Annotated in this window: 19 protein-coding genes, 1 pseudogene and 1 riboswitch; of the genes and pseudogenes, 9 read left to right on the forward strand and 11 right to left on the reverse strand. The window is 68.7% G+C overall.

The window, feature by feature from the left end:
- The 3 genes from FV217_RS15625 to FV217_RS15635 all read right to left on the reverse strand — a co-directional run.
- A partial coding sequence (locus tag FV217_RS15625) for an iron ABC transporter permease (protein ID WP_147818105.1) occupies window positions 1-874 on the reverse strand: 874 nt, incomplete at its 3' end.
- The gene (locus FV217_RS15630) at window positions 871-1731 is read right to left on the reverse strand and encodes an ABC transporter substrate-binding protein (protein WP_147818106.1); all 861 of its coding nucleotides are present in this window, start codon (window positions 1729-1731) and stop codon (window positions 871-873) included. The genes FV217_RS15630 and FV217_RS15625, both read right to left, overlap by 4 nt.
- A gap of 5 nt (window positions 1732-1736) precedes the next feature.
- Window positions 1737-3731 carry a TonB-dependent receptor gene (locus tag FV217_RS15635; protein WP_147818107.1) on the reverse strand — a complete coding sequence of 665 codons (1995 nt, stop codon included), beginning with the start codon at window positions 3729-3731 and terminating at the stop codon, window positions 1737-1739.
- A 114-nt stretch (window positions 3732-3845) separates the two neighbouring features.
- A riboswitch (cobalamin riboswitch) is annotated at window positions 3846-4044 on the reverse strand.
- Window positions 4045-4379: 335 nt separating this feature from the next.
- On the opposite strand from FV217_RS15635, the gene FV217_RS15640 reads away from it, so the two are divergent.
- On the forward strand, window positions 4380-6446 hold the full coding sequence (locus FV217_RS15640) for a M23 family metallopeptidase (protein ID WP_147818108.1): 2067 nt from the start codon (window positions 4380-4382) through the stop codon (window positions 6444-6446).
- Between the two features lie 27 nt (window positions 6447-6473).
- On the opposite strand, the gene gluQRS is transcribed toward FV217_RS15640, so the two are convergent.
- The 6 genes from gluQRS to FV217_RS15670 all read right to left on the reverse strand — a co-directional run bounded on the left by gluQRS (window position 6474) and on the right by FV217_RS15670 (window position 12478).
- Entirely contained in the window at window positions 6474-7424 is a 951-nt protein-coding gene (gene gluQRS / locus FV217_RS15645) for a tRNA glutamyl-Q(34) synthetase GluQRS (RefSeq protein WP_147818109.1), read from the reverse strand.
- Window positions 7397-7690, reverse strand: a complete 294-nt coding sequence (locus tag FV217_RS15650; protein ID WP_147818110.1) for a hypothetical protein — start codon at window positions 7688-7690, stop codon at window positions 7397-7399. The genes gluQRS and FV217_RS15650 overlap by 28 nt, the downstream gene beginning before the upstream one ends.
- Before the next feature lie 88 nt (window positions 7691-7778).
- Complete coding sequence (gene htpG, locus FV217_RS15655) at window positions 7779-9656, reverse strand: molecular chaperone HtpG (protein WP_147818111.1); 1878 nt, start codon at window positions 9654-9656, stop codon at window positions 7779-7781.
- Window positions 9657-9870: 214 nt separating this feature from the next.
- Window positions 9871-11535: an OFA family MFS transporter gene (locus tag FV217_RS15660; RefSeq protein WP_147818112.1), complete on the reverse strand. Its 1665-nt coding sequence runs from the start codon at window positions 11533-11535 to the stop codon at window positions 9871-9873.
- 253 nt (window positions 11536-11788) lie between these two features.
- Window positions 11789-12007 carry a hypothetical protein gene (locus FV217_RS15665; RefSeq protein ID WP_238232376.1) on the reverse strand — a complete coding sequence of 73 codons (219 nt, stop codon included), beginning with the start codon at window positions 12005-12007 and terminating at the stop codon, window positions 11789-11791.
- Between the two features lie 222 nt (window positions 12008-12229).
- Window positions 12230-12478 (reverse strand): hypothetical protein, encoded by a 249-nt coding sequence (locus tag FV217_RS15670; protein ID WP_147818114.1) that lies wholly within the window; start codon window positions 12476-12478, stop codon window positions 12230-12232.
- A 149-nt stretch (window positions 12479-12627) separates the two neighbouring features.
- On the opposite strand from FV217_RS15670, the gene FV217_RS15675 reads away from it, so the two are divergent.
- Window positions 12628-14226, forward strand: a complete 1599-nt coding sequence (locus tag FV217_RS15675) for a gamma-glutamyltransferase family protein (RefSeq protein WP_147818115.1) — start codon at window positions 12628-12630, stop codon at window positions 14224-14226.
- A pseudogene (locus FV217_RS22940) lies at window positions 14204-14383 on the forward strand (hypothetical protein); the annotation flags it as partial. The gene FV217_RS15675 and the pseudogene FV217_RS22940, both read left to right, overlap by 23 nt.
- A gap of 7 nt (window positions 14384-14390) precedes the next feature.
- On the opposite strand, the gene FV217_RS15680 reads toward FV217_RS22940, so the two are convergent.
- Entirely contained in the window at window positions 14391-14669 is a 279-nt protein-coding gene (locus tag FV217_RS15680) for a hypothetical protein (protein ID WP_147818116.1), read from the reverse strand.
- Between the two features lie 230 nt (window positions 14670-14899).
- On the opposite strand from FV217_RS15680, the gene oxlT reads away from it, so the two are divergent.
- From oxlT to FV217_RS15705, 5 genes are all read left to right on the forward strand, one after another.
- Window positions 14900-16192, forward strand: coding sequence for an oxalate/formate MFS antiporter (gene oxlT / locus FV217_RS15685; protein WP_147818127.1), 1293 nt, complete (start codon window positions 14900-14902; stop codon window positions 16190-16192).
- A gap of 82 nt (window positions 16193-16274) precedes the next feature.
- Window positions 16275-17507: a precorrin-6y C5,15-methyltransferase (decarboxylating) subunit CbiE gene (gene cbiE, locus FV217_RS15690; protein WP_147818117.1), complete on the forward strand. Its 1233-nt coding sequence runs from the start codon at window positions 16275-16277 to the stop codon at window positions 17505-17507.
- Entirely contained in the window at window positions 17486-17905 is a 420-nt protein-coding gene (locus FV217_RS15695; protein WP_147818118.1) for a cobalamin biosynthesis protein, read from the forward strand. Before cbiE ends, FV217_RS15695 begins: the two co-directional genes overlap by 22 nt.
- Before the next feature lie 223 nt (window positions 17906-18128).
- On the forward strand, window positions 18129-18914 hold the full coding sequence (cobM, locus tag FV217_RS15700; protein ID WP_147818119.1) for a precorrin-4 C(11)-methyltransferase: 786 nt from the start codon (window positions 18129-18131) through the stop codon (window positions 18912-18914).
- Window positions 18911-20230 (forward strand): cobyrinate a,c-diamide synthase, encoded by a 1320-nt coding sequence (locus tag FV217_RS15705; RefSeq protein WP_147818120.1) that lies wholly within the window; start codon window positions 18911-18913, stop codon window positions 20228-20230. The genes cobM and FV217_RS15705 overlap by 4 nt, the downstream gene beginning before the upstream one ends.
- Before the next feature lie 22 nt (window positions 20231-20252).
- Here FV217_RS15705 and FV217_RS15710 read toward each other — a convergent pair whose 3' ends face one another.
- A complete protein-coding gene (locus FV217_RS15710) occupies window positions 20253-20672 on the reverse strand; it encodes a helix-turn-helix transcriptional regulator (RefSeq protein WP_147818121.1) in 420 nt (139 codons plus the stop codon).
- A gap of 423 nt (window positions 20673-21095) precedes the next feature.
- Here FV217_RS15710 and FV217_RS15715 point away from each other — a divergent pair, with 423 nt between their 5' ends.
- Window positions 21096-21440 carry an antibiotic biosynthesis monooxygenase gene (locus FV217_RS15715; RefSeq protein ID WP_147818122.1) on the forward strand — a complete coding sequence of 115 codons (345 nt, stop codon included), beginning with the start codon at window positions 21096-21098 and terminating at the stop codon, window positions 21438-21440.
- Window positions 21441-21444: the final 4 nt, after the last annotated feature.

A 21444-nucleotide genomic window follows, 5' to 3' on the forward strand; every position in this document is an offset into this window, starting at 1 on the left:
GCCACAGGCTCGCCGAGGGCCGCGCGCCGACGAGCGGGCGCACGAGATGGGGCACCACGAGCCCGACGAAGCCGATGGCGCCGCTCACCGCGACGCCGCTGCCGACCGCCAGCGCGGCCCCGGTGACGATACGCAGCCGCACCGAGACGAGATCGAAGCCGAGGCTCGCGGCGGTGTCCTCGCCGAGCGAGAGCGCATCGAGCGCCTGGCCGGTGGTGAGCATCATCAGCCATCCGAGCGCCATCAGCGGCAGGCAGAGCCAGACATGGTCCATGCTGCGGTCGCTGAGCGAGCCCATCAGCCAGAAGACGATTTCCAGGGCGGCGTAGGGGTTCGGGGCGAGGTTCAGCGCCAGCGCGGTCATGGCCCCGGCGAGGCTCGACAGACCGACGCCGGCCAGGATCAGGCCGAGCGTGCCGGTACCGCGCATCGCCAGCAGATTGATCGCCAGCGCCGCGCCGGCAGCTCCGGCGATCCCGCCGATCGGCAGGGCGAGGCTGAGAGAACCGGCGAGACCGCCATAAAACACCACCACAGCGCCAAACGCCGCAGTGGAAGAGATACCGAGGATGCCGGGATCGGCGAGGGGATTGCGTAGATAGCCCTGCATCACCGCCCCGGTCAGGCCGAGGCTGAAGCCGACGAGCGCGCCGAGCAGGGCGCGCGGAATACGCAGTTCCCAGAGCACCAGCGCCGGCAGGGTGGTGCGCCCGGCAAACCAGTCACCGAACGCGGCCGGCACGTCGAAGGCGGCGTAGCCGATGGTGACGGAGGCGGCTGTGAGGGCGGCGACAAGGAGAGCGAGGACCGGAACGAGCCAGCGGCCGGGGCGAGTTTGCCGGGCGATAACAGGTGGGGGTAGCGGGGCGTTCATTGCGATGCTGTCCGCCTGCGAGCGGCTTGAGCCAACCGCTCGACCACCTCGGCCACCTGCGGCCCCGGACAACTCCACAGCCTGTTCGGGATCGAGACCGTACGTCCTTCACGGCGGAAGGCGCTCAGGACCGGGTGATGCAGCACCGTGTCGGCGAGCGAGGGTGTTCGGTTCTCGCCCTCGTCGAGCACGATGAGATCGAAATCGGCGAAGGCCGCCGCCTCGAGAGGAACCTGGCCCGAACGGTCGCGGCCGATCTCGGCGGCGACGTTGACGAGGCCGGCGGCGCGGATGATCGCATCGCCGAGGCTGCCGGGCGCGACCGTGAAAGCGTTGGGGCGCATCACCAGGGCACGCAGGCGAGGCCCGTCGCCGGCCGCGGCTACCGTTGCCAGCCTTGCGTCGAACACCGTGATCATCGCCTCCCCGCGTTGCGGATGCCCGACAGCCCTGGCGACGGCGCGGATCTGGGCGCGCACGCCCTCGAAATCAGACGGCACGCCGAGTTCGAGCAGCGGAAAGCCGATCCGCTTCAGGAGCCCGACGGCCGTGCGCGTGGTGAAGGCTCCCGCGATGACGAGGTCGGGCCTCAGCGCGACGATCTCCTCGGAGAGACCGCGGGTCGGCGGAACGCCAGCGGCCTCGGCGGCGACCGTCGAGCCGCGTGGATCGCGGGCGAGCCAAGTCACGGCCGCGATCTGATCGCGGTCGGCGAGGCGCAGGACCAGCTCGTCGGCACAGAGGTTCATCGAGACGATCCGCGCCGGACGCGCCGGCGCGGCCTCTTCCGCCACGACGCCGCCGGCAGCGAGGCACGCCGCCACGACGAGCGGGCGAAGGAGTTTTTGGGTCCGCATGGCGCTCAGAACGTACTCACACGCACGCCGCCATACACCGCGAGTCCCGGCCCGAGGAAACCGGTGGGGTTTTCGTAGCGGCGGTCGAACAGGTTATCGACGCGGCCGAACACGGTGACCGTCTCGTTGACGTCGTAGTTCACGGCGAGGTTCACGATGGTGAAGCCGGGATTCTTGAGCCGCGAGATCGAGAAGTCGCGGTTGCCGTCGACGAAGTGGCCGAGCACGATTACCGTGCCGCTGACGGCCAGGCCGGGCAGCGGAGTCCAGGAGGTGGTGAGGCTGCCTTTGTGGCGTGGCCGGCGCAGCAATTCCTGGTTGGCGATCTCGTCCTTGCTGACCGTGTTCGTATAGTCGATCCGGGCCGACCAGGTGTCGGTGAGCTTGAAGGCGGCGAAGGCTTCAGCCCCGTAGGATTCGGCCCTGCCGACGTTCACGAACTGGAACTGGCGCATCGGCAGGAAGGCGGTGTTGATCAGGTTCACGAAGTCGTTCTGATAGTAGGTCGCGCCGACGAGCACGTTCGGCCCGATCGGCTGCTCGAAGCCGGCATCGTAGCCCAGGCTCTCCTCCGGCCTCAGGTCGGGGTTGGCGATCTGTCCGAAGGCCGGAATGCTGACGAAGAGCTGATACAGGGTCGGCGTCTTGAAGCCGCTGCCGACGCTGCCTTTGATGCGGGTCTCCGTATAGGGCAGGATGTAGCTCGGCGCGACGCGGAACGTCGTGGCGGGACCGAACGCATCGTTCTCGTCGTGGCGGATGTTGGCCACGATGCTGGCGCGCTCGAACGGCGTCAGCTGCGCCTCGACATAGCCGGCGGTGTTGCCGTTCTGCGCCTTCAGATCGCCGGTGCCGAACGGATTGAGGTCGAGATTGCGCAGGCGCTCCTCGTCGCGCTGCGCGCCGAACAGCAGAAGGTTACCGGGTGCGAACAGGTAGTCGCCACGGTATTCGTAGCGCGTGCGCTCGCCGGTATTCGTCGTCGCGAGGGGGTTGAGCGGATCGTAGATCTGCGTCTCGTTGTCCCGGAATTGGTTCGAGTAGTTGATCGCGAAGATGTTGTGAAAACCGGCGGACGGCGTCCACTCGGCCTCGTTGCGGGTGAAGAGCTGCTGATACGTCTGCTCGTTGCGGATCGTGCCGAAGAGCACGGTCGGGAAGAACTCGTAGTTGTCGGTGTTGAACCGAAGCGTCGCGTCGGTGAAGCGCGTGATGGAGTTGATGCGGAAGTCGTCGGTGAACTGGTATCCGAGCTTCGCCGAGACGGTCGTGTTGTCGTAGTAGTTCGGATAGCGCTTGAAGCCCGGCGCTGCGAGGTCGCGGGGCGTGACCGGCGTCTCCGCCGCACGCAGGTGCTGGATCGACACCGAATAGTCGAAACCGTCCTCCGCGCCGCTGATGCGGCCGAACTGATTGAAGGTGCCGAACGAGCCACCCTCGACGCGGGTCGTGATCCGGGTCGGCCCCTCGCCGCGCGTGGTGACGAAGGAGATCACGCCGCCGATGGCGTCCGCGCCGTAGAGGCCGCTCTGCGGTCCGCGCAAGACCTCGATCCGCGAGAGATCGTCGGTCAGGAGCTGGCCGAAATCGAAGGCGCCGTTGGGCGTCGACGGATCGGTGGCGTCGATGCCGTCGATCAGGACTTTGGTCTGGTTCGCGTTCGCGCCGCGAATGAACACCGAGGTCTGGCCCCCGGGTCCGCCGGTCTGCACGACATTGAGGCCCGGCACCTGCTGAAGCGCGTCCGGGACGGTGCGCCGCTGTTGCTGCTGCAGGGTCTCGGCCGTGAGCACGGTCACGCTCGAACCGATCTGCGAGGTCGGCGTCGGTACGCCGGTGGCGCTGACCGAGATCTCTTCGAGGCTCGTCGCCGTATCCGGCGCGGTGCGGGTGAAAGGCGCGGCGGTCTGCTGAGCCAGGGCCGGCGAAGCCGCGAGCAGCGAGAGGCCGACGCACGACCGGAGAGCGCGCCGAAGCGCGGTGGGAGAGCGATGGGACACGGAAAACGAGCCTCGGGCGACGTCTGTGGCACGTCACCGCGAACGAGGCCTCACCACACGGAACGCAGCCGCGTGCTTCGACACCCGCCGGAGCACCCCGCCCGACGCGTTTCGCGTGTGACCACGACTGACGGCAGGTCTCCTGGCTCGCGGGTCACTGCCTTCCATCCGTCTTCCCGGGTCGAGGAACCCAGTGACATCGGTGGCGGAAGGCTCGCCGCTTACAGTTGCGGGGGCAGCCGCGGCATTGGGACAAGTCCCTCACCGCGTTCCCTTTTGATCCCTTTCGGGAACCGTCGGGACCCAGCTAAGCTGTACAACGACAAGTCGTCAATGCCGGCGCAGGGCGCTGCATTGTGGAAGACATGCGGTGTCGCATGCGTGTGACAGCACCGGGTCGCCCCCATTGCGCGCAATCCATGGTAGATGGTTTGAGGAACAGGGACGATCCGGCAGCCGCCGCAGGGTCCCTGAGGAACCGGTGCGGATCGTCATGTCGGGCGCCCGACGCCTCAATCTCGACACGCTGGGCTTCGACACGATGAGGGACGCCTTGCGCCCGTTCCGATGGCCCTGCCTCCGCAGGGGATGGGCTTCGTCGCATGACAGGCCGGCCCGGAGTCCGAGACCTTTGCCCATGGTACGCCGGTGACCCGCGAGCGGCTCAAGATCGGTGAAGCGCGCGGATCGTCGCCAGGGCGCCCCTCGCGCCTGTTCGAGCGCGGCATCGAGCCGCCGCTCGACATGGCCGGGGCCGAGGCGACGCAGGTCGACCGCCGCGACGTGAACCTGCGCTGGCTTTGCGCCAGCGCGCTGACCGGCATCACCGGCGCCTGCCTGATCGGAGGGGCGATCCAGGTTTCGCTCCGCAGCGACATCTCCCACGCGGCGATCCCCGAGCGAGTCACCGTGTCGTCGAAGCGTGAGGTCGGCGAGGACGGCGTCAACGTGGCGCGCAAGGGCGACCGGCTCGTACGCAACCTGATGATCGCTTCGGCCAAGCAGAGCTTTCGGACGCCTGTGACGGTCCGGCTCGGCGACCGCGAGATCATCAAGGTGAAGCCGTTCGTGCGCGTCTCGACCGCGCTGTCGATGCAGACGGGGGTGTTCGCCACCGACATCCCGCGCTTCGACCCGCTGAAGATCACCTCGGACGACTCGCAGGAGCGCTACGCCGACACCAGTGCGGCCGGCGGCGACGGCCCCGGCGGCGAAGTCAGCGTGGTCAAGCGCGACCTGACCGACCTGCCGATGGATGCGAGTGCGCCCGCGCTCACCGACGACGACGTGACGGCGCAGGTCGAGGAAGAGCGCCGCCTGACGGCGGAGGCCGGCCGGCGCACGGCGCTTCCGCTCGCGCCGCAGATCATGCTCTCGCGCACGCTGCAGCCGGGTTCGGCCAAGTTCGGCACCGAGGTTGAGGCCAAGGATGCGAGCCCGTTCAAGTCGATCGAGGTGCTCGTGGTGCCCGAGAACGTCACCAACCTCGGCAAGGTCGAGCTGAAGGGTGGCGAGTCGGCCCTCGTCGAGGAGCGAGACCTCGCGCTCAAGCGCGGAGACACACTCGAGACCGTGCTCAAGGCCACCGGGCTCACCACCGACGACGCCATCCGCGCGGTCGTCGCGGCGCTCGGCGGCAAGACGAAGACGGCGGCCCTGATCGAAGGCCAGCAGTTCCGCGTGCAGATCGCCCCCGGCCCGAAGCCCGGCGACGCCCGCCGCGTCACCCGCGTGGTGCTCTACGGAGAGAAGGGCGTCGAGGCGATCGCCGCGATGAACGACCGGGGCAGCTTCGTCTCGGTTGCGCCCCCGACGGACGAGACTCTGGGCGGCAAGCCGCAGCCTCAGGCCAATTCCTCCGAGGACGATGACGACGAGGAAGAGAGCGGCTCCGGCCCGCGCCTCTACCAGAGCCTCTACGAGACGGCCGCCCGGCACGAGCTGCCGCGCTCGGCCGTCGACGACATCGTGCGGGTGTTCAGCTACGACGTCGACTTCCAGCGCCGGATCTCGTCCGGCGACGGCCTCGACGTCTTCTACAGCTACGACGAGGATGCCGGCCCGAGCGCCGGCGAGAAACCGGAACTGCTCTACGCCGCGCTCAACCTCGGCGGCGAGACCCGCAAGATCTACCGCTTCCAGTCACCCGACGACGGCGCCGTCGACTTCCTCGACGACCAGGGCCGCTCGCTGAAGAAATTCCTGATCCGCAAGCCCATCGCCGACGGCATCATGCGCTCCGGCTTCGGTTACCGCCGCCACCCGGTGCTCGGCTACGCCAAGCTTCACACCGGCATCGACTGGGCGAACCCGATCGGCACACCGATCGTTGCCGCGGGCAACGGCACGGTTATCAAGGCGCAGTGGGATTCGGGCTACGGCCAGCGCGTCGAAATCCAGCACATCAACGGCTACGTCACCACCTACAACCACATGTCCCGCTTCGCCCGAGGCGTGACGCAGGGCGCCCGGGTGAAGCAGGGCCAGGTGATCGGCTATGTCGGCTCCACCGGGCTCTCCACCGGCCCGCACCTGCACTACGAGGTGATCATCAACGGCCACTTCGTCGACCCGCTGAAGATCCGCGTCCCCCGCGGCCGCGAGCTCGACGGCCGCCTGCTCGCCGAGTTCAAGCGCCAGCGCGACCAGATCGAGGCGACGATGCAGAAGTCGAAGAGCGCGACCGCGATGGCGCAGCGGGATGCGATGCGCTGAGGCGCCTGCGCCGGTGGCCGAACGGCATCAGAACCCGAGCCGCTGTCGGATCTCTGCCGCCGTCGCGCCCCGCGCGCGCAGATCGCCGAGGGACTCCGACCCGCGCGACTTGGCCAGCTTCTCGCCGTTCTCGGCCAGCAGCAGCCGGTGGTGGTGATAGGCCGGCGTCGATAGCCCGAGCAGCCGCTGCAGCAGGACATGCAGATCGGTCGCCGCCCTCAGATCCTCGCCGCGGACCACGTGGGTGATGCCCTGGGCGTCGTCGTCGAGCACGACCGCGAGATGATAGCTCGTCGGCACGTCGCGCCGCGCGACGACGGCATCGCCCCAGCGGGCGGGATCGGCAGCCGTTTCCTCCATCTCTCCGACACGGGCGCGCATCCCCTCTCCCCCCCTGCGGGAGAGGGGATGCGCGCCCGTGTCGGCGACCGTGAAGCAGCAAAAGCGATACGGTTCGGGCAACAACGAAAGCGCCAGCGTCATGTCCAGCCGCCACGTATGCGGAGTGCCGGCCGAGATGCGGGCTTCGGCCTTGGCCGCAGGAAGCGCCCTGCAGGTCCCCGGATAGAGCGGCGCGCCGTCTGGATCGCGCGGGACCGCCCTGCCCTGTCCTTCCAGCTCGGCCACCCGCGCCGCGATCGTCCCGCGCGAGCAGAAGCACGGATAGGCCAGCCCGCGCGCGATCAGCTCGTCCAGGACCGCGCGGTAGAAGCCGAGATGCTCGGACTGCCGGCGAGCGGGCCGCTCATAGGTCAGCCCGAGCCAAGCGAGATCCTCCTCGATCGCGGAGATCAGTTCGGGGCGCGAGCGGCCCGGATCGATGTCTTCGATGCGCAGCAGGCAACGGCCGCCCGTCCGCGCCGCGATTTCAGCATTGAGGAGGGCGGAATAGGCGTGGCCGAGATGCAGGCGGCCGTTCGGGCTCGGGGCGAAGCGGAGGACCGGCCGGGTCACGGATCCGTCGTGCGGTGGAGGCATTCCTGCGGCCCCGGCGTGCAGGCGATGCCAGGCGTCGAGCAGATCGGACCCTCTTCGAGGCGCCGGCAGACGTGGCAGCCGTCGCTCCACTCGGCGCAGGACGGATCGCTGTCGGGGAGAACGGTCTGGGCAGAAGTGGGCCTGTGGGGTGCCGACGGGGCGAGCGACCCGATCACGACGGTCGCGAGCACCAGGGCCGCGATGGCCAGCGCGATCGGACCGTCTCGGCCGGAAGAATCCGTATCTGGCGATGAGGTGGCAACCATGGCGCGATGTCCGCCGGATGGCTCCCGCCTGTCAACGGGCCACATCGTCGAGAACCGGCGGCGGCCCTCAGGCCGCCGCCGAGCCGGATCAGGCCGTTCCGGCCAAAGCCGCCGCCACGGCGCGAGCGAAGGCGACCGGATCGCGTGGGCTGTCTCCGTCCTGGATCCGGGCGAGGTCGAGCAGCGTCCCGGCCGATTCCGAAATGTCCTGGTCGGCCTCGGCCTTGGCGCTGAGCGACTGGATCAGCGGATGGCGCGGGTTGATCTCCAGCACCGGTGAACCGCCGCCGAAGCTGCGGCCGGCGCGGCGCATCAGGCGCTGCATCTGGAGGTCGGGACCCATCCCGGAGGAGGCCAGCACCACGGCGCTGTCGACGAGGCGGTCCGTGATGCGCACGTCCGACACGTCCTTGTCGAGAGCGAGCTTGAGGGCGGCGACGAGCTTGTCGGCCTGCGGCGTCTCGGGTGCGTCGCCCTCAGTCTTCAGCTTGGCGAGGTCGGCCGAGGCCTGCGTTACCGAGCGCAGCGGCTTGTCCTCGAACTTGGCCAGCTGCTCGGGCCAGAACGCGTCGACGTGGTCGGACAGCAGCAGCACCTCGACGCCGCGGGCACCAAAGCCTTCGAGCTGCGGCGACTTTTTCGCGGCCTCGGCATCGTCGGCGACGAGGTAGTAGATCGCCTCCTGTTCCGGCTTCATGCGCGAGACGTAGTCGGCCAGCGTGGTCCAGCCCTCCTGCGTGGTCGAGCGGAAGCGCAGCAACGGCGCGATCTCCGAGCGGCGCTCGAAATCCTCGTAGATACCTTCCTTCAGCACGGGCCCGAAATTCTCGTAGAACGTGATGTAGTCGTCGGCCTTCTCGGCGTTCTTCGAGCGATTGGTCAGCTCGTTGACGACGCGGGTGGTCACGGCGCGGCGGATCTTCTGCAGTGCCGGCGTCGACTGCAGCATCTCTCGTGAGACGTTGAGCGGCAGGTCGTCGGTGTCGACCACACCCGAGACGAAACGCAGCCAGTTCGGTAGCAGCTCGGCCTCGTCGGTGATGAACATGCGGCGCACGTGCAGCCGGACCTTGGAGCGACGGTCGTCCTCCACCGGCATGAACGGCTTCATGCTTGGCAGGAACAGCAACCCCGAGAACTCCAGCGCGCCCTCGGCCCGCCAATGCAGCGTCGCCCAGGGCTCATCGAAGTTGTGGCTGACCGTGCGGTAGAACTCCTTGTACTGCTCTTCCGTAATCTCGGACTTGGACTTGCGCCACAGGGCGGTGCCCTTGTTCGCGGCTTCCTCCTTGCCCTCGTCATCGACGATGACGATCGGCACGGCGATGTTGTCGGCCCACTTCTTCACGACATGGTCGAGCCGGTAGCTTTCGAGATACTCGTCGGCATCGTCCTTGAGATGCAGCACGATGCTGGTACCGGCCTGCTCGCGCTCGGCCCGCTCGATCGTGTAGCTGCCCTTGCCGTCCGAATCCCAGGTCCAGGCCTCATCGGTGCCGGCCTGACGCGAAGTGACGGTCACGCGGTCGGCGACCATGAAGGCCGAGTAGAAGCCGACGCCGAACTGGCCGATCAGGCTCGGGCGCTGGTCCTCGCTGCCCTCGGCAGGTTTGGCGTCGCCGAGCGACTGCGAGAAGGCGCGGGTGCCGGAGCGGGCGATGGTGCCGAGGTTACGCGCCAGATCGTCCTTGCTCATGCCGATCCCGGTATCGGAGATCGTCAGGGTCTTCGCCGCCTTGTCGGGCCTGATCAGGATCTTGGCGTCCGCCGGCAGCGCCACCGCTTCGTTGGTCAGCGCCTCGAAGCGACGGCGATCGGTGGCGTCGGCCGAGTTCGCGGCCAGCTCGCGTAAAAAGATCTCGCGGTCCGAGTAGAGCGCATGGACGACGAGGTCGAGCAGCCGCCCGACCTCGGCACCGAACTCGTGCCGCTCCACGTTCGCGTTGACGGTGTCCGTCTCGCTCAAGGCTCGTCTCCCGATAGAGCGCAGGCCGCCGAAGGGGAAACCGGTTCGGCGAAAGCGTGCGCGACAAACAATGGCTCGGAGCCGTGAGGGATCGCGTAGCGGCCCATCACGGCTCCGAGCAAATCGGGGGCGATATGACGTCAGCGGCGGCGCAATTCAATCCGCCAATCAAGATGGAGGGCGGCCAAAGGCGTCCGCGCTCCATCCCGATCGATCAATGCAGCAGGATCGCCGCCTTGGAGAGCGTCTTGTAGATGCCCCACGCGATCGGGATGCCGACGACGGCCCAGGCAGCGACCGCAGTGATGGTGATGCCGCCGCCGCCGATGCCGGCCGAACCCGGCGCCCGCGCCGGTACGGCCCCGCCCTTGGTCTGGAGCGCAGCCACGTCGGCATCGCTCATGAACCAGTGGCGCGCGACCGGCCGGACCAGGAGGTTGCAGACGAAGCCGACCGCGAGGAAGGCGGCGAGCACGTACATGGTGCGGCTGTAGAGCTCGAGCCCTTGCAGTCCGGCGTCGACCTGCTGCTGGCGGATCGCGGTGACGACCACCGGGCCGACGATGCCGGCCGTCGACCAGGCCGTGAGCAGCCGCCCGTGGATCGCGCCGACGAACTGCGTGCCGAACACGTCCGCGAGATAGGCAGGAATCGTGGCGAAGCCGCCGCCATACATCGACAGAATCGCGCAGAAGAACACGACGAACAGCACCGTCGAGCCGAGCCCCGCCGCCCAGGGCGCGCCGGCATAGAGCAGCACGCCGAGGCCGAAGAAGATCGCGTAGGTGACCTTGCGGCCGATCTTGTCCGACATCGAGGCCCAGAAGAACCGGCCGAGGATGTTGAACAGCGACAGCAGGCCGACGAAGCCCGCCGCGATCGCCGCCACCTGGGTCTTGCCGGCCGCATCGAGCTGCCCGAGCCCGACGCCCGGCTGGTCGATGAGGCCGCCCCCGAAGATCTCCTGCAGCATGGGCGAGGCCAGCGCGAGCACGCCGATACCGGCGGACACGTTGAGGCAGAGCACCAGCCAGAGCAGCCAGAACTGCACGGTCTTGTGCGCGTCGTTCAGGTGGACGTGGCCGGAGGCGATCATGCCGCCCTTGGCGGCCGGCGCCGTCCAGCCCTCGGGTGTCCAGCCGGCCGGCGGGACGCGGTAGCCGAAGGCGCCCCCGAGCATGAACACGAGGTAGCCGAGGCCCATCACGGCCAGGGTCTCCCAGACGCCGACGCCGGTGGGCGACTTGAAGGTGTTGATGAGGAGGTCTGCCAGCGGCGAGCCGATCATCGCGCCGCCGCCGAAGCCCATGATCGCCATGCCGGTCGCCATACCGCGCCGGTCGGGGAACCATTTGATCAATGTCGAGACCGGCGAGATATAGCCGAGGCCGAGCCCGATGCCGCCGATCAGGCCCATGCCGAGCCAGATCAGCCAGAGCTGGTGGATGTAGACGCCGAAGGCGCCGATCAGGAAGCCGCCACCCCAGCACAGGGCCGCCGCGATGCCGGCCTTGCGCGGGCCGGCCCGTTCGAGCCAGCCGCCGAACAAAGCGGCCGAGATGCCGAGCATCACGATGCCGATCGAGAACACGATGACGAGGTCGCTGATCCGCCAGTCGCAGGTGGTCGTGAACAGCGCGGTGAAGACGCTCATGTCCGGGCAGGCCTTCGTGGCAGGCTGCCCGATGCTGAGGGAGCGCGACAGCGGCAGCCAGAACACGGACAGGCCGTAGGACATGCCGATGCAGAGATGGATCGCGAGGGCGGCCGGCGGCACCAGCCAGCGGTTGAAGCCGGGTTTGGCGACGATGTTTTCGCGGGAAAGCCAAGTCGGGGCGGCGGCAGGCGAGCCGATCCCCTCCGCAATGTGGGTCGTCATGAACGTCGTCCTCCAGAGCGCTGGCCGCTTGCGGGCCATTGGCGTCGTCGGCTGTCCGCGCGAAGGGTTGAAGCTAAGCGGTTCGAGCCTGCCGCGCAGAGGACAGAGTCGTTCGACTTTTGGCAACTGCCAAAGCCAGATAGAATACATAATAACGTGCCGGAGCGCCGTCCGGCAGATCCAATGCCGGCGCCCCCTTCGGACGCGAGGCCGTTCCGACAGGGGATCCGCCGAAACCGGCCGACGGCTCGGGTCAGGCGGCGATCGGGGCCGCCGTCGAGACGGCTTCGGCGTCGAGGCGATCGTAGGCCCGGTCGAACGCGCTGCGGATCGTGCCGATCGCGTCTTCGACCGCAACCATCGTGGTCAGCGCCATCTCGCCCGGCATCGTCCCCAGCATGCGCCCTGCGGCGGTGATGCGGTGTTCGAGCCGCGTGAGTTCCTCGCCGGCGTCGCAACCGCTAAGCGTCATGAGACGACTTAGCGTTGCTTCGAGAGCATGGGTCAAGACAAGTGTTCTCACACGCTCCTGAAGAAGCGCCCGCTCGCTCTGTTTCATTTTTGGAAGTTCCGCCGATTCGCCAATACACTATCCCACCACCGTGACGGCGACGCAGTTTCCTTTTCGCAACACAGGTGAATCGCCGTGGGCTTTCGCGAAGATTTTCTGCAAGCCGCAGCAACGGCAGCGCGGCTACCCGCCGGCGAGCCCGTCGATCACGTCGTCCGGCACGTCTCCGAAGGCGCCGAGGATGGTGGTGATCGCGTCCCCGCTGCTGCGCGTGTCGACCGCGAATGCGGCCGCGCCGGGCAGCCGGCGGGCGAGCGCCTCGGCCTGCTGCAGGGCGTTGCTCGCGCCCTGCGCGGTGCGGCGCGTCGTCGGCACGAGCCGGCCTGCGACATGCTCGAAGCCCTGAACCCAGAACGCTGTGTCTGCGGCCATTCCGATCGTTCCCGTCGCGCCTCCCCGTGGTGTCGAAACGTAAGCGGCTTGCGGCGCCTCGTCATCGCCCGGCTTGCCCCGGCCCGGCGCGCGTGGTCCTGATCCTGCCTCCCGGGGTCATGTCCGACCCGTCGAGCCCGAAGCCGCCCATGCCCGAAACGCCCGTGTTCTCGTCAGCCGCCGTCGCGGCGCCCCATCACCTCGCGGCGGAGGCCGGGCAGATCGTGCTGGCGCAGGGCGGCAACGCCATCGAGGCGATGGTCGCGATGGCCGCGACCATCGCCGTGGTCTATCCGCACATGAACGGCATCGGCGGCGACGGCTTCTGGCTGGTGCGCGAGCGCGGCGGCCGGGTGCGCGGCATTGAGGCCTGCGGCCCGGCGGGCAGCCTCGCCACGATCCCGCGCTATCGCGAGCGGGGCTACGATGTGCTGCCCGCGCGCGGTCCCGACGCCGCGATCACGGTGGCCGGCACGGTCGGCGGCTGGACACTCGCCCTCGAACTTTCCCGGGCGCTGGGCGGCCGGATGCCGCTCGACAGCCTTCTCTCCGACGCGATCCGCCATGCGAAGCAGGGCTGCAAGGTCTCGCCTTCGGAAGAACGCTACGTGCCGAAGGAGCTCGACACGCTCCACGACGCCCCGAATTTTTCCGCGACCTATCTCGATCGTGGCCAGCCGTTCAGAGCCGGCGACATACGGCGCCAGCCGAAGCTCGCCGCCACGCTCGAACAGCTCGCCCATGCCGGCCTCGACGACTTCTATCGCGGCGACATCGGCCGCGAGATCGCCGCCGACCTGGAGCGGCTCGACGCACCGGTGACGCGGGCCGATCTCAAGGCCTACGCGGCCAAGGAGCGGCAGGCGCTGACGCTGCGGCGGCGCGGGGCCACGCTCTACAATTTCCCGCCGCCGACCCAGGGGCTCGCCGCGCTGGTGATCCTCGGCATCCTCGACAGGCTCGCGGTGAAGCGGCCGGAGAGCACGGCCTATTACCATGCGCTGATCGAGGCGACGAAGCGCGCCTTCACCATCCGCGACGGGGTCGTCACCGATTTCAACCAGCTCGACGTGGACCCGGCGAGCTTCCTGACCCCGGAGCGTCTGGCTCGCGAGGCGGCCGCGATCACCCTGGACCGTGCCGGCCCATTTCCCTCCAGGAAGAACGGCGACGGCGACACGGTCTGGATGGGGGCGATCGACGGCGACGGCATGGCCGTATCGTTCATCCAGTCGGTCTACTGGGAATACGGCTCGGGCACCGTGCTGCCGGCGACCGGCATCTGCTGGCAGAACCGCGGCCTGTCCTTCTCCCTCGATCCGAAGGCCCTGAATCCACTGGAGCCGGGCCGCCGGCCGTTCCACACCCTGATCCCGGCGCTCGCCGCCTTCGACGACGGCCGGGTGATGTCCTACGGCAGCATGGGCGGCGACGGGCAGCCGCAATTCCAGGCCCAGATCTTTTCACGATACGCCGACTACGGGATGTCGATCGCCGACGCCGTCGATGCCCCGCGCCTGCTCTACGGACGCACCTGGGGCGCGGAATCGCTCAGCGTGAAGGTCGAGGACCGCTTCGACCCCGCCTGCATCGCGGCGTTGCGGGGCATGGGCCACGACATCGAGGAACTCGGCGGCGCCTATATCGACGCCCTGGGCCACGCCGGCATGCTGGTGCGCCACCCCCGCAAAGGCCGGATCGAGGCGACCCACGATCCGCGTTCGGATGGCGGCGCGGCCGGGCTGTAGGCACAGTGGGAGGCTTTGCGTGTCGGACGCGAACCGCGATCAGCTCGAGTACTGGAACGGCGAAGCCGGCCAGCGCCGGGCCGCAAGCCAGACGGCCCACGACGCGATCTTTGCCCCGCTGACCGAGGTGCTGTTCGATTGCGCAGCTCTTGCGCCGATTCGTCTTAGGTTCCGCCACCTCGACCAACGGGAGTAGCGTCCTTTTCGGCGAGCCGTTCATAGAGGCTTTTCTCTTCGCCCGACGCATGATCCTGAACGGTCGCAGGTTCGGCATCACTGGCTGTGTTCGGCTTGAGATGGGCATCTGTGCCGCTTTCTTCCGGCCTGAGCGAAGGCCCACCCGTCCCTTTTCCGGGATGGCCGGTCAACTCGTCAATATTTCCAAGAGAGCCACCCTCTTGTTTCTTGCTCGCTTCACTTCCCGGCTTGATCGGTGCCTTCACGATATTCCTCCATTATTATTGTTTGGAGCCAACAAGGCGAAGGAGTGAGTGTTCCCTGCGGCGAATTCGCTCGAATGGTTCGGCCTCTTGACGGAACTGCGCGCCGCCGCGCCCGAGACGGCTGGCCTGCGTGACGTCAGGCAGCAGCCTAATCGGTCTGTATAGGAAGGCCGCGCGAAAACCCGACCCTGGCACATGCCTTGCTCGACCCTCCCAAACGGGAGTGAATGATGAATACACCCTCAGCCGGCACGCGATGGATCCAGCTCGGGCTCGGGCTGATCGTCATGATGACGATCTCCAGCCCCCAATATGTCTGGACGCTCTTCGTAAAGCCGTTCCAGGCGACGACGGGTTCTGGCCTGCCGGCGGTGCAGGTGACGTTCACGCTGCTGATCGTGCTGCAGACCTTCTTCTCGCCGGCCCAGGGCTGGCTGATCGAGCGGTTCAGTGCCAAGGGCATGATCGCGCTGGGCGCGGCGTTGAGCGGCGCCGGCTGGGCGGCGGCCTCGCAGATCGATTCGCTCTATGGGCTCTACGCCACCTACGGCGTGCTCTGCGGGCTCGGCACCGGCATCGTCTATGTCGGCATCATCGGGCTGATGGTGCGCTGGTTTCCCGAGCGCCGGGGCTTTGCCGCGGGCGTGGTCGCCGCCGGCTATGGCATGGGCGCGATCGCCACCACCTTCCCGATCTCCGACATGATCGCGGCGTCCGGCTATCGCCACGCGCTGCTGGTGTTCGGCGCGATCCTCGGCGTGGTCGGCTTCATCGCGGCGCTCGGCCTGCGCCCGCCGCAGCTCGGCGAGACCCCCGAGATCCCGGCCGACAAGGTCGCCAGCGCCGCCCGCGACGTGCCCCCGAAGACGATGCTCAAGACGCCTTTGTTCTGGCTGATGTTCGCGATGATGGCGATGATGTCGACCGGCGGCCTGATGGTGGTGGCGCAGTTCGCGGCCTTCTCGAAGGAGTTCGGCGTCGCCGACGCCCTCGTGTTCGGCTTCGCGGCGCTGCCCTTCGCGCTCACCTTCGACCGGGTCACCAACGGCCTGACCCGGCCGTTCTTCGGCTGGGTCTCCGACAATGTCGGCCGCGAGAACACGATGGCGTTCGCCTTCGCGCTGGAGGCCTGCGCCATCGCGCTGCTGCTCGCCTTTCGCGAAAACGCCTACGCCTTCGCCTTGCTCTCGGGCGTGGTGTTCTTCGCCTGGGGCGAGATTTTTTCGTTGTTCCCGAGCACGCTCACCGACACGTTCGGGACCAAGCACGCGACCACGAATTACGGCTTCCTCTACATGGCGCAGGGCGTGGGCTCGCTGCTCGGCGGCCCCTTCGCGGCGATGATCCACGACGCGGCCGGGAGCTGGGTGCCGGTATTCTGCATCGCCATCGGGCTCGACCTCGTCACCGCGGCCCTCGCCTGGTTCGTGCTGAAGCCGGCACGGCGGGCGTATCTCGGGGTTCCTGTGCCGGCGGTACCGGCCTTGGCCGAGCCGCTCGCGGCCAAACCCCTGGCCGCCTGAGGATCGGCTCCGACTCGCCAATCGGGAACGGCGCGGGTACCGGGAACGCTCGACAATTCCGGCTCCCCGAAGCGCCCCGATTATGACCCTCCACCAGCAGGCTGCGTCGCCCTGGCTCACCATCGTCGGCATCGGCGAGGACGGGCGTGCCGGGCTGTCGCCGGCCGCGTCCGCGGCGCTCGATGCGGCGGAGGTGGTCTGGGGCGGGCGGCGGCATCTGGCGCTGGCTGCGCCGCTTAGCGCCGAGGCGCATCTCTGGCCGAGCCCGATCTCGGACGCCTACGAAACAATCCTGGCGCGGCGCGGCCGGCCGACCTGCCTCTTGGCCACCGGCGACCCGTTCCATTACGGCATCGGCGCCGAGATCGCCCGGCTCGTGCCGCCGGCCGAGATCCGGGCCTACCCCCAGCCCTCCGCCTTCAGCCTCGCTGCCGCGCGCCTCGGCTGGCCAATCGCCGAGACCGCCTGCCTGACGCTGCACGGCCGGGCGCTCACCCGCATCGTTCCGGCCCTCCAGCCCGGCGCGCGCCTGCTGGTGCTGTCCTGGGACGGCACGACGCCGGCAGCCGTCGCCGCGCTTCTGGTCGAGCGCGGGTTTGCGCGGTCGCGGCTCACCGTACTCGAAGCGATGGGCGGCCCGCACGAGCGTATTTTTGTGAGTGAAGCCGTCGCGTTCGCGTCCGACCGAAAAATCGAGCCGCTGAACACGCTGGCGATCGAGGTTGTGGCCGAGCCCGGCGCCCGGGTGCTGCCGTTGGCGACCGGCCTCGACGATGGATGGTTCGAGAATGACGGGCAGCTCACCAAGGCCGAGATCCGGGCAGTGACGCTCTCGGCTTTGGCGCCCTTCGCCGGGGCGTTGCTTTGGGATGTCGGGGCCGGGGCCGGCTCGATCGCCATCGAATGGTGCCTGCGCCATCCCGCCAACCGTGCGCTCGCGATCGAAGCGCGGAGCGACCGGGCGGAGCGGATCGGACGGAACTGCGAAAACCTCGGCGTGCCGGAGCGCGTAAGCATCGTCGAGGGCCCTGCCCCGGCGGCGCTCGCCGGATTGGCGCCCCCCGATGCCGTCTTCATCGGCGGTGGCATCTCCCGGTCCGGCGTGCTCGCCGCCTGCCGCGATGCGTTGCGCTCCAGCGGCCGGCTCGTCGCCAACGCGGTGACGCTCGAAGGCGAGGCGGCGTTGCTCGCGATGTTTTCGGAGATGGGCGGCAGCCTGCGCCGGCTCTCCGTGGCGAAGGCCGCCCCCGTCGGCGGCCTCACCGGCTGGCGGCAGGCGATGCCGGTGACGCAGTGGGTCTGGACAAAGCCGTGACGCCCCGGCGCGACGTGGTTGCCGGGGTCGGGTTTCGGCACGCGACGACGTCGGAGGAGATCGTCGCGCTTGTGCGGAGCGGGCTCGCAACGGCGGGCGTGCCGGCGGGCCGGCTGAACGCACTCGCCACTGCCGACGACCGGGCCGACGAGATTGCCTTTCGCGCGGCGGCAGTGGTTCTGGGCTGCGAGACGATCGGCTTGCCGCCGGAGGCTCTGCGCTCAGTCGATGACCGAGTACCGACCCGTTCGGTCCGGATCGAGGCGGAGCGCGGCGTCGGCTCGCTTGCGGAAGCCGCCGCGCTCGTCGGTGCGGGCGAACGCGCGATGCTGATCCTGCCGAGGATCGCCAGTGTCGGCGCAACCTGCGCCCTCGCGCTGGTGTTCGATTCCGAATAGAGCCCTTCGGCACTGCCGCAACCGGCACTCCCGACGTCCTCATACTGAGGTGCTGCGCAGCAGCCTCGAAGCACTCCTGACCGCTGATCCCCGGCTCACGCCTCGGGAGAGGTCGCGGGGTGCTTCGAGGCCCGCTTCGCTGGCACATCAGCATAAGGGGCGTTGGGGGTGCCGTTTGCGGGGCGCTCACGCTCACCTGCCGTCTGCCCATGGCCAAAAAAGCATGACCGTCCATTTCGTCGGAGCCGGCCCGGGCGCGGCCGATCTCGTCACCGTTCGCGGGCGCGATCTGATCGCGGCCTGCCCCGTCTGCCTGTATGCCGGCTCGCTGGTGGCGCCGGAAATCCTGTCATGGTGCCCGGCAGGCGCGCGGATCGTCGATACGGCGCCGCTCGATCTCGATGCCATCGTGCAGGAAATCGTCGCGGCACATGAGCGCGGACAGGACGTGGTGCGGCTGCATTCCGGCGACCTCTCGGTCTGGAGCGCACTGGCCGAGCAGACCCGCCGGCTCGACCAGCTCGGCATCCCCTACACGGTGACGCCGGGCGTGCCCTCGTTCGCGGCAGCGGCGGCGCTGCTGCGGCGGGAGCTGACGGTGCCGGGGCTGACGCAATCCGTCGTGCTGACGCGGACCTCGGGCCGGGCGAGCGCGATGCCGGAGCGCGAGACGCTCGCCGCCTTCGCCGCCACCGGTGCGACGCTGGCGCTGCATCTCTCCATCCACGTGATCGACACCCTGGTGCCCGAGCTGATCCCGTTCTACGGGGCGGACTGCCCCGCCGCCGTGGTGTTCCGCGCGACCTGGCCCGACGAGCAGGTGCTGACGGGCACGCTGGCGACGGTCGCCGCAGCTGTCGCGGCGGCCAGGCTGGAGCGCACGGCGCTGATCCTCGTCGGCCCGGCGCTCGATCCCGAAAACTTCGCGGAATCCGCGCTGTACTCCACCGGCTACGATCGACGCTTCCGGCCGGGCTTCGGTGACGGCGCCAAGGGAGACGAGGCATGAGCGCACGCGGTCTCGTCATCGCCGCACCCCGGTCGAGCTCGGGCAAGACCACGGTGACCCTGGCACTGTTGACGGCCCTGCGCCGGCGCGGCGTCGCGGTGCGTGGGGCGAAATGCGGTCCCGATTACATCGATCCGGCCTTCCACGAGGCCGCGACGGGTTTTCCGAGCATCAACCTCGACAGCTTCGCCATGTCGGACGGCCTGCTCGCCACGGCGGCCGCGCTCGCCGGCCGCGATGCCGATCTCGTCGTCGCCGAGGGCTCCATGGGCTTGCATGACGGCATCGTCGCGGGCGAAGGCCGGACCGGCGCGAATGCCGACATCGCGGCGCGGTTCGGCTGGCCGGTGCTGCTGGTACTCGACGTCTCCGGCGCGGCGCAATCGGCGGCGGCGGTGGCGCTCGGCTGTGCGATGTACGATCCGCGCATCCGCATCGCCGGCGTGGTGCTCAACAAGGTCGCGAGCCCGCGCCACCGGCGGCTGGTCGAGGCCGGGCTGACGCGCATCGGCATTCCCGTGCTCGGCGCGCTGATGCGCGATGCCGGCTTGGTGCTGCCGGAGCGCCATCTCGGCCTCGTCCAGGCCGGCGAGACTGCCGACCTGCTGGCCCGCCTCGAACGTCTGGCCGATCTCGGGGAGACTTCGCTCGATCTCGACGCGATCGTGGCAGCGGCGGGCGGGAGCGTTCCCGAGGCGGCGGGTGCCCTGCCCTCGCCGCCCGGACAGCGGGTCGCCGTGGCGCGCGATGCCGCGTTCTCGTTCCTTTACCCGCACCTGATCGCGGGCTGGCGGGCAGCGGGGGCCGAGATCGTGCCGTTCTCGCCACTGGCCGACGAAGCGCCGATGCCGGATTGCGATGCCTGCTGGCTACCCGGCGGCTATCCCGAACTCCATGCCGGCCGGATCGCCGCGGCTACGCGCTTCCTCGACGGCCTCCGCACATTCGGCGAGCAAAAGCCCGTCCACGGCGAGTGCGGCGGCTACATGGTGCTCGGCGAGAGCCTGGAGGATGCGGACGGCACGGTGCACGCCATGGCCGGCCTGCTGCCGGTGGCGACCTCGTACAAAGCGCGCAAGCTCCATCTCGGCTATCGCATCGCGACGCTGCTCGGCAACGGCATGCTTGGCCGCGCGGGTGCACGGCTCGTCGGCCACGAGTTCCACTACGCAGCGGAGCTGACGCAGCCGCCCGTCGCCGAGAACGCGCTCGCGCGCGTCACCGATGCGGAAGGTGTCGCCATCGGCCTCGCCGGCCACCGACGCGGGCGCGTCAGCGGAAGCTTCTTCCACCTGATCGCGGGCGAGACGCTCTGAACGTCCCGTCCGAATCGGCGGCTCAAGCCTCGGCGGGGACGGGCGATCCGGCCGTCTTCCTGTCCATGCGCGCGGCGGTGCGCACGATGGCGAGAAGGTCGCGGCGCAGGTCGTCGTCCTCGATCGAGGCGTAGGCGCGCAGCACTTCGATCGCGCCCTGGGCCGAGAGGAAGCCGAACACGTCGGGCGACTTGCCCTCGGCGCTGTCCCTGGCCTCGTCACCCGCGAAGAAGGCGGCGACCGGAACTTCGAGGAGGCGGGCGATCTCGCTGAGCCGGCCGGCGCCCACGCGGTTCTGGCCCTTCTCGTATTTCTGGACCTGCTGGAAGGTCACGCCGACGGCGGTGCCGAGGGCGGTCTGGCTCAGGCCGCGCGCCTTTCGCAACGCCGTGATCCGCAGGCCGACGAGCCGGTCGACGTCGGTAGTTTGTTTAGGCATCATCGTGCACCGGTCCTGCCACTCCGTCACGCACCATCCCGAGGACCACCGGGCAGGCACGTGATCGCGCCATCGGCGCTGTTCCACGGTCGTGCTTCGACGACCGTTTCCGTCTATGCCGCGAATCGGAGATGTCCGTTGCCGAAACCTCCCAACCCTTGTTCGGCTCGGCGCGGAAACCAGCGTCAGGCGATTCGGAAGAGGCGCCCGACGCGATCGATTGTCGCGCCCCTAGCTTCACCATAACTCATAGGTTAATTGCAACCCTCGAATAATGTGCAGCGGCACGTACCTCTCGGTAGTTGCCCCTTGATTTTTACTCGGCCGCAGAGTTCGCGCGAGTTTTCGAGAGTGCTTCCGCCACGTGGTATGACTACGCAGGCACGCGTGGCAGCGGATCAAACAGACTGAACCTAGGGAAAACGCATGTTCATCGCCATGAATCGCTTCAAGGTCGTCAAGGAAGCCAGGGAGGACTTCGAACAGGTCTGGCTCGGCCGCGACAGTCATCTCGGCGAGATGGACGGTTTCGTCGAATTCCACCTGTTGCGCGGGCCGGAGGCGGAGGATCACGTCCTCTACGCCTCGCACACGGTCTGGCGCTCCAAGGCCGACTTCGAGGCCTGGACGCGGTCCGAGCAGTTTCGCAAGGCGCATGGCCGCGTGCCGAGCACCAAGCCGCTCTATCTCGGCCACCCGCAATTCGAGGGGTTCGAGGCGATCACGGGCTCGGCCTCGCGCAGCGCGGCCAAGTCCGACGCCGCCGAGTAGGGGG

This window comes from Methylobacterium sp. WL9 (assembly GCF_008040035.1).
Lineage (GTDB): Bacteria > Pseudomonadota > Alphaproteobacteria > Rhizobiales > Beijerinckiaceae > Methylobacterium > Methylobacterium thuringiense.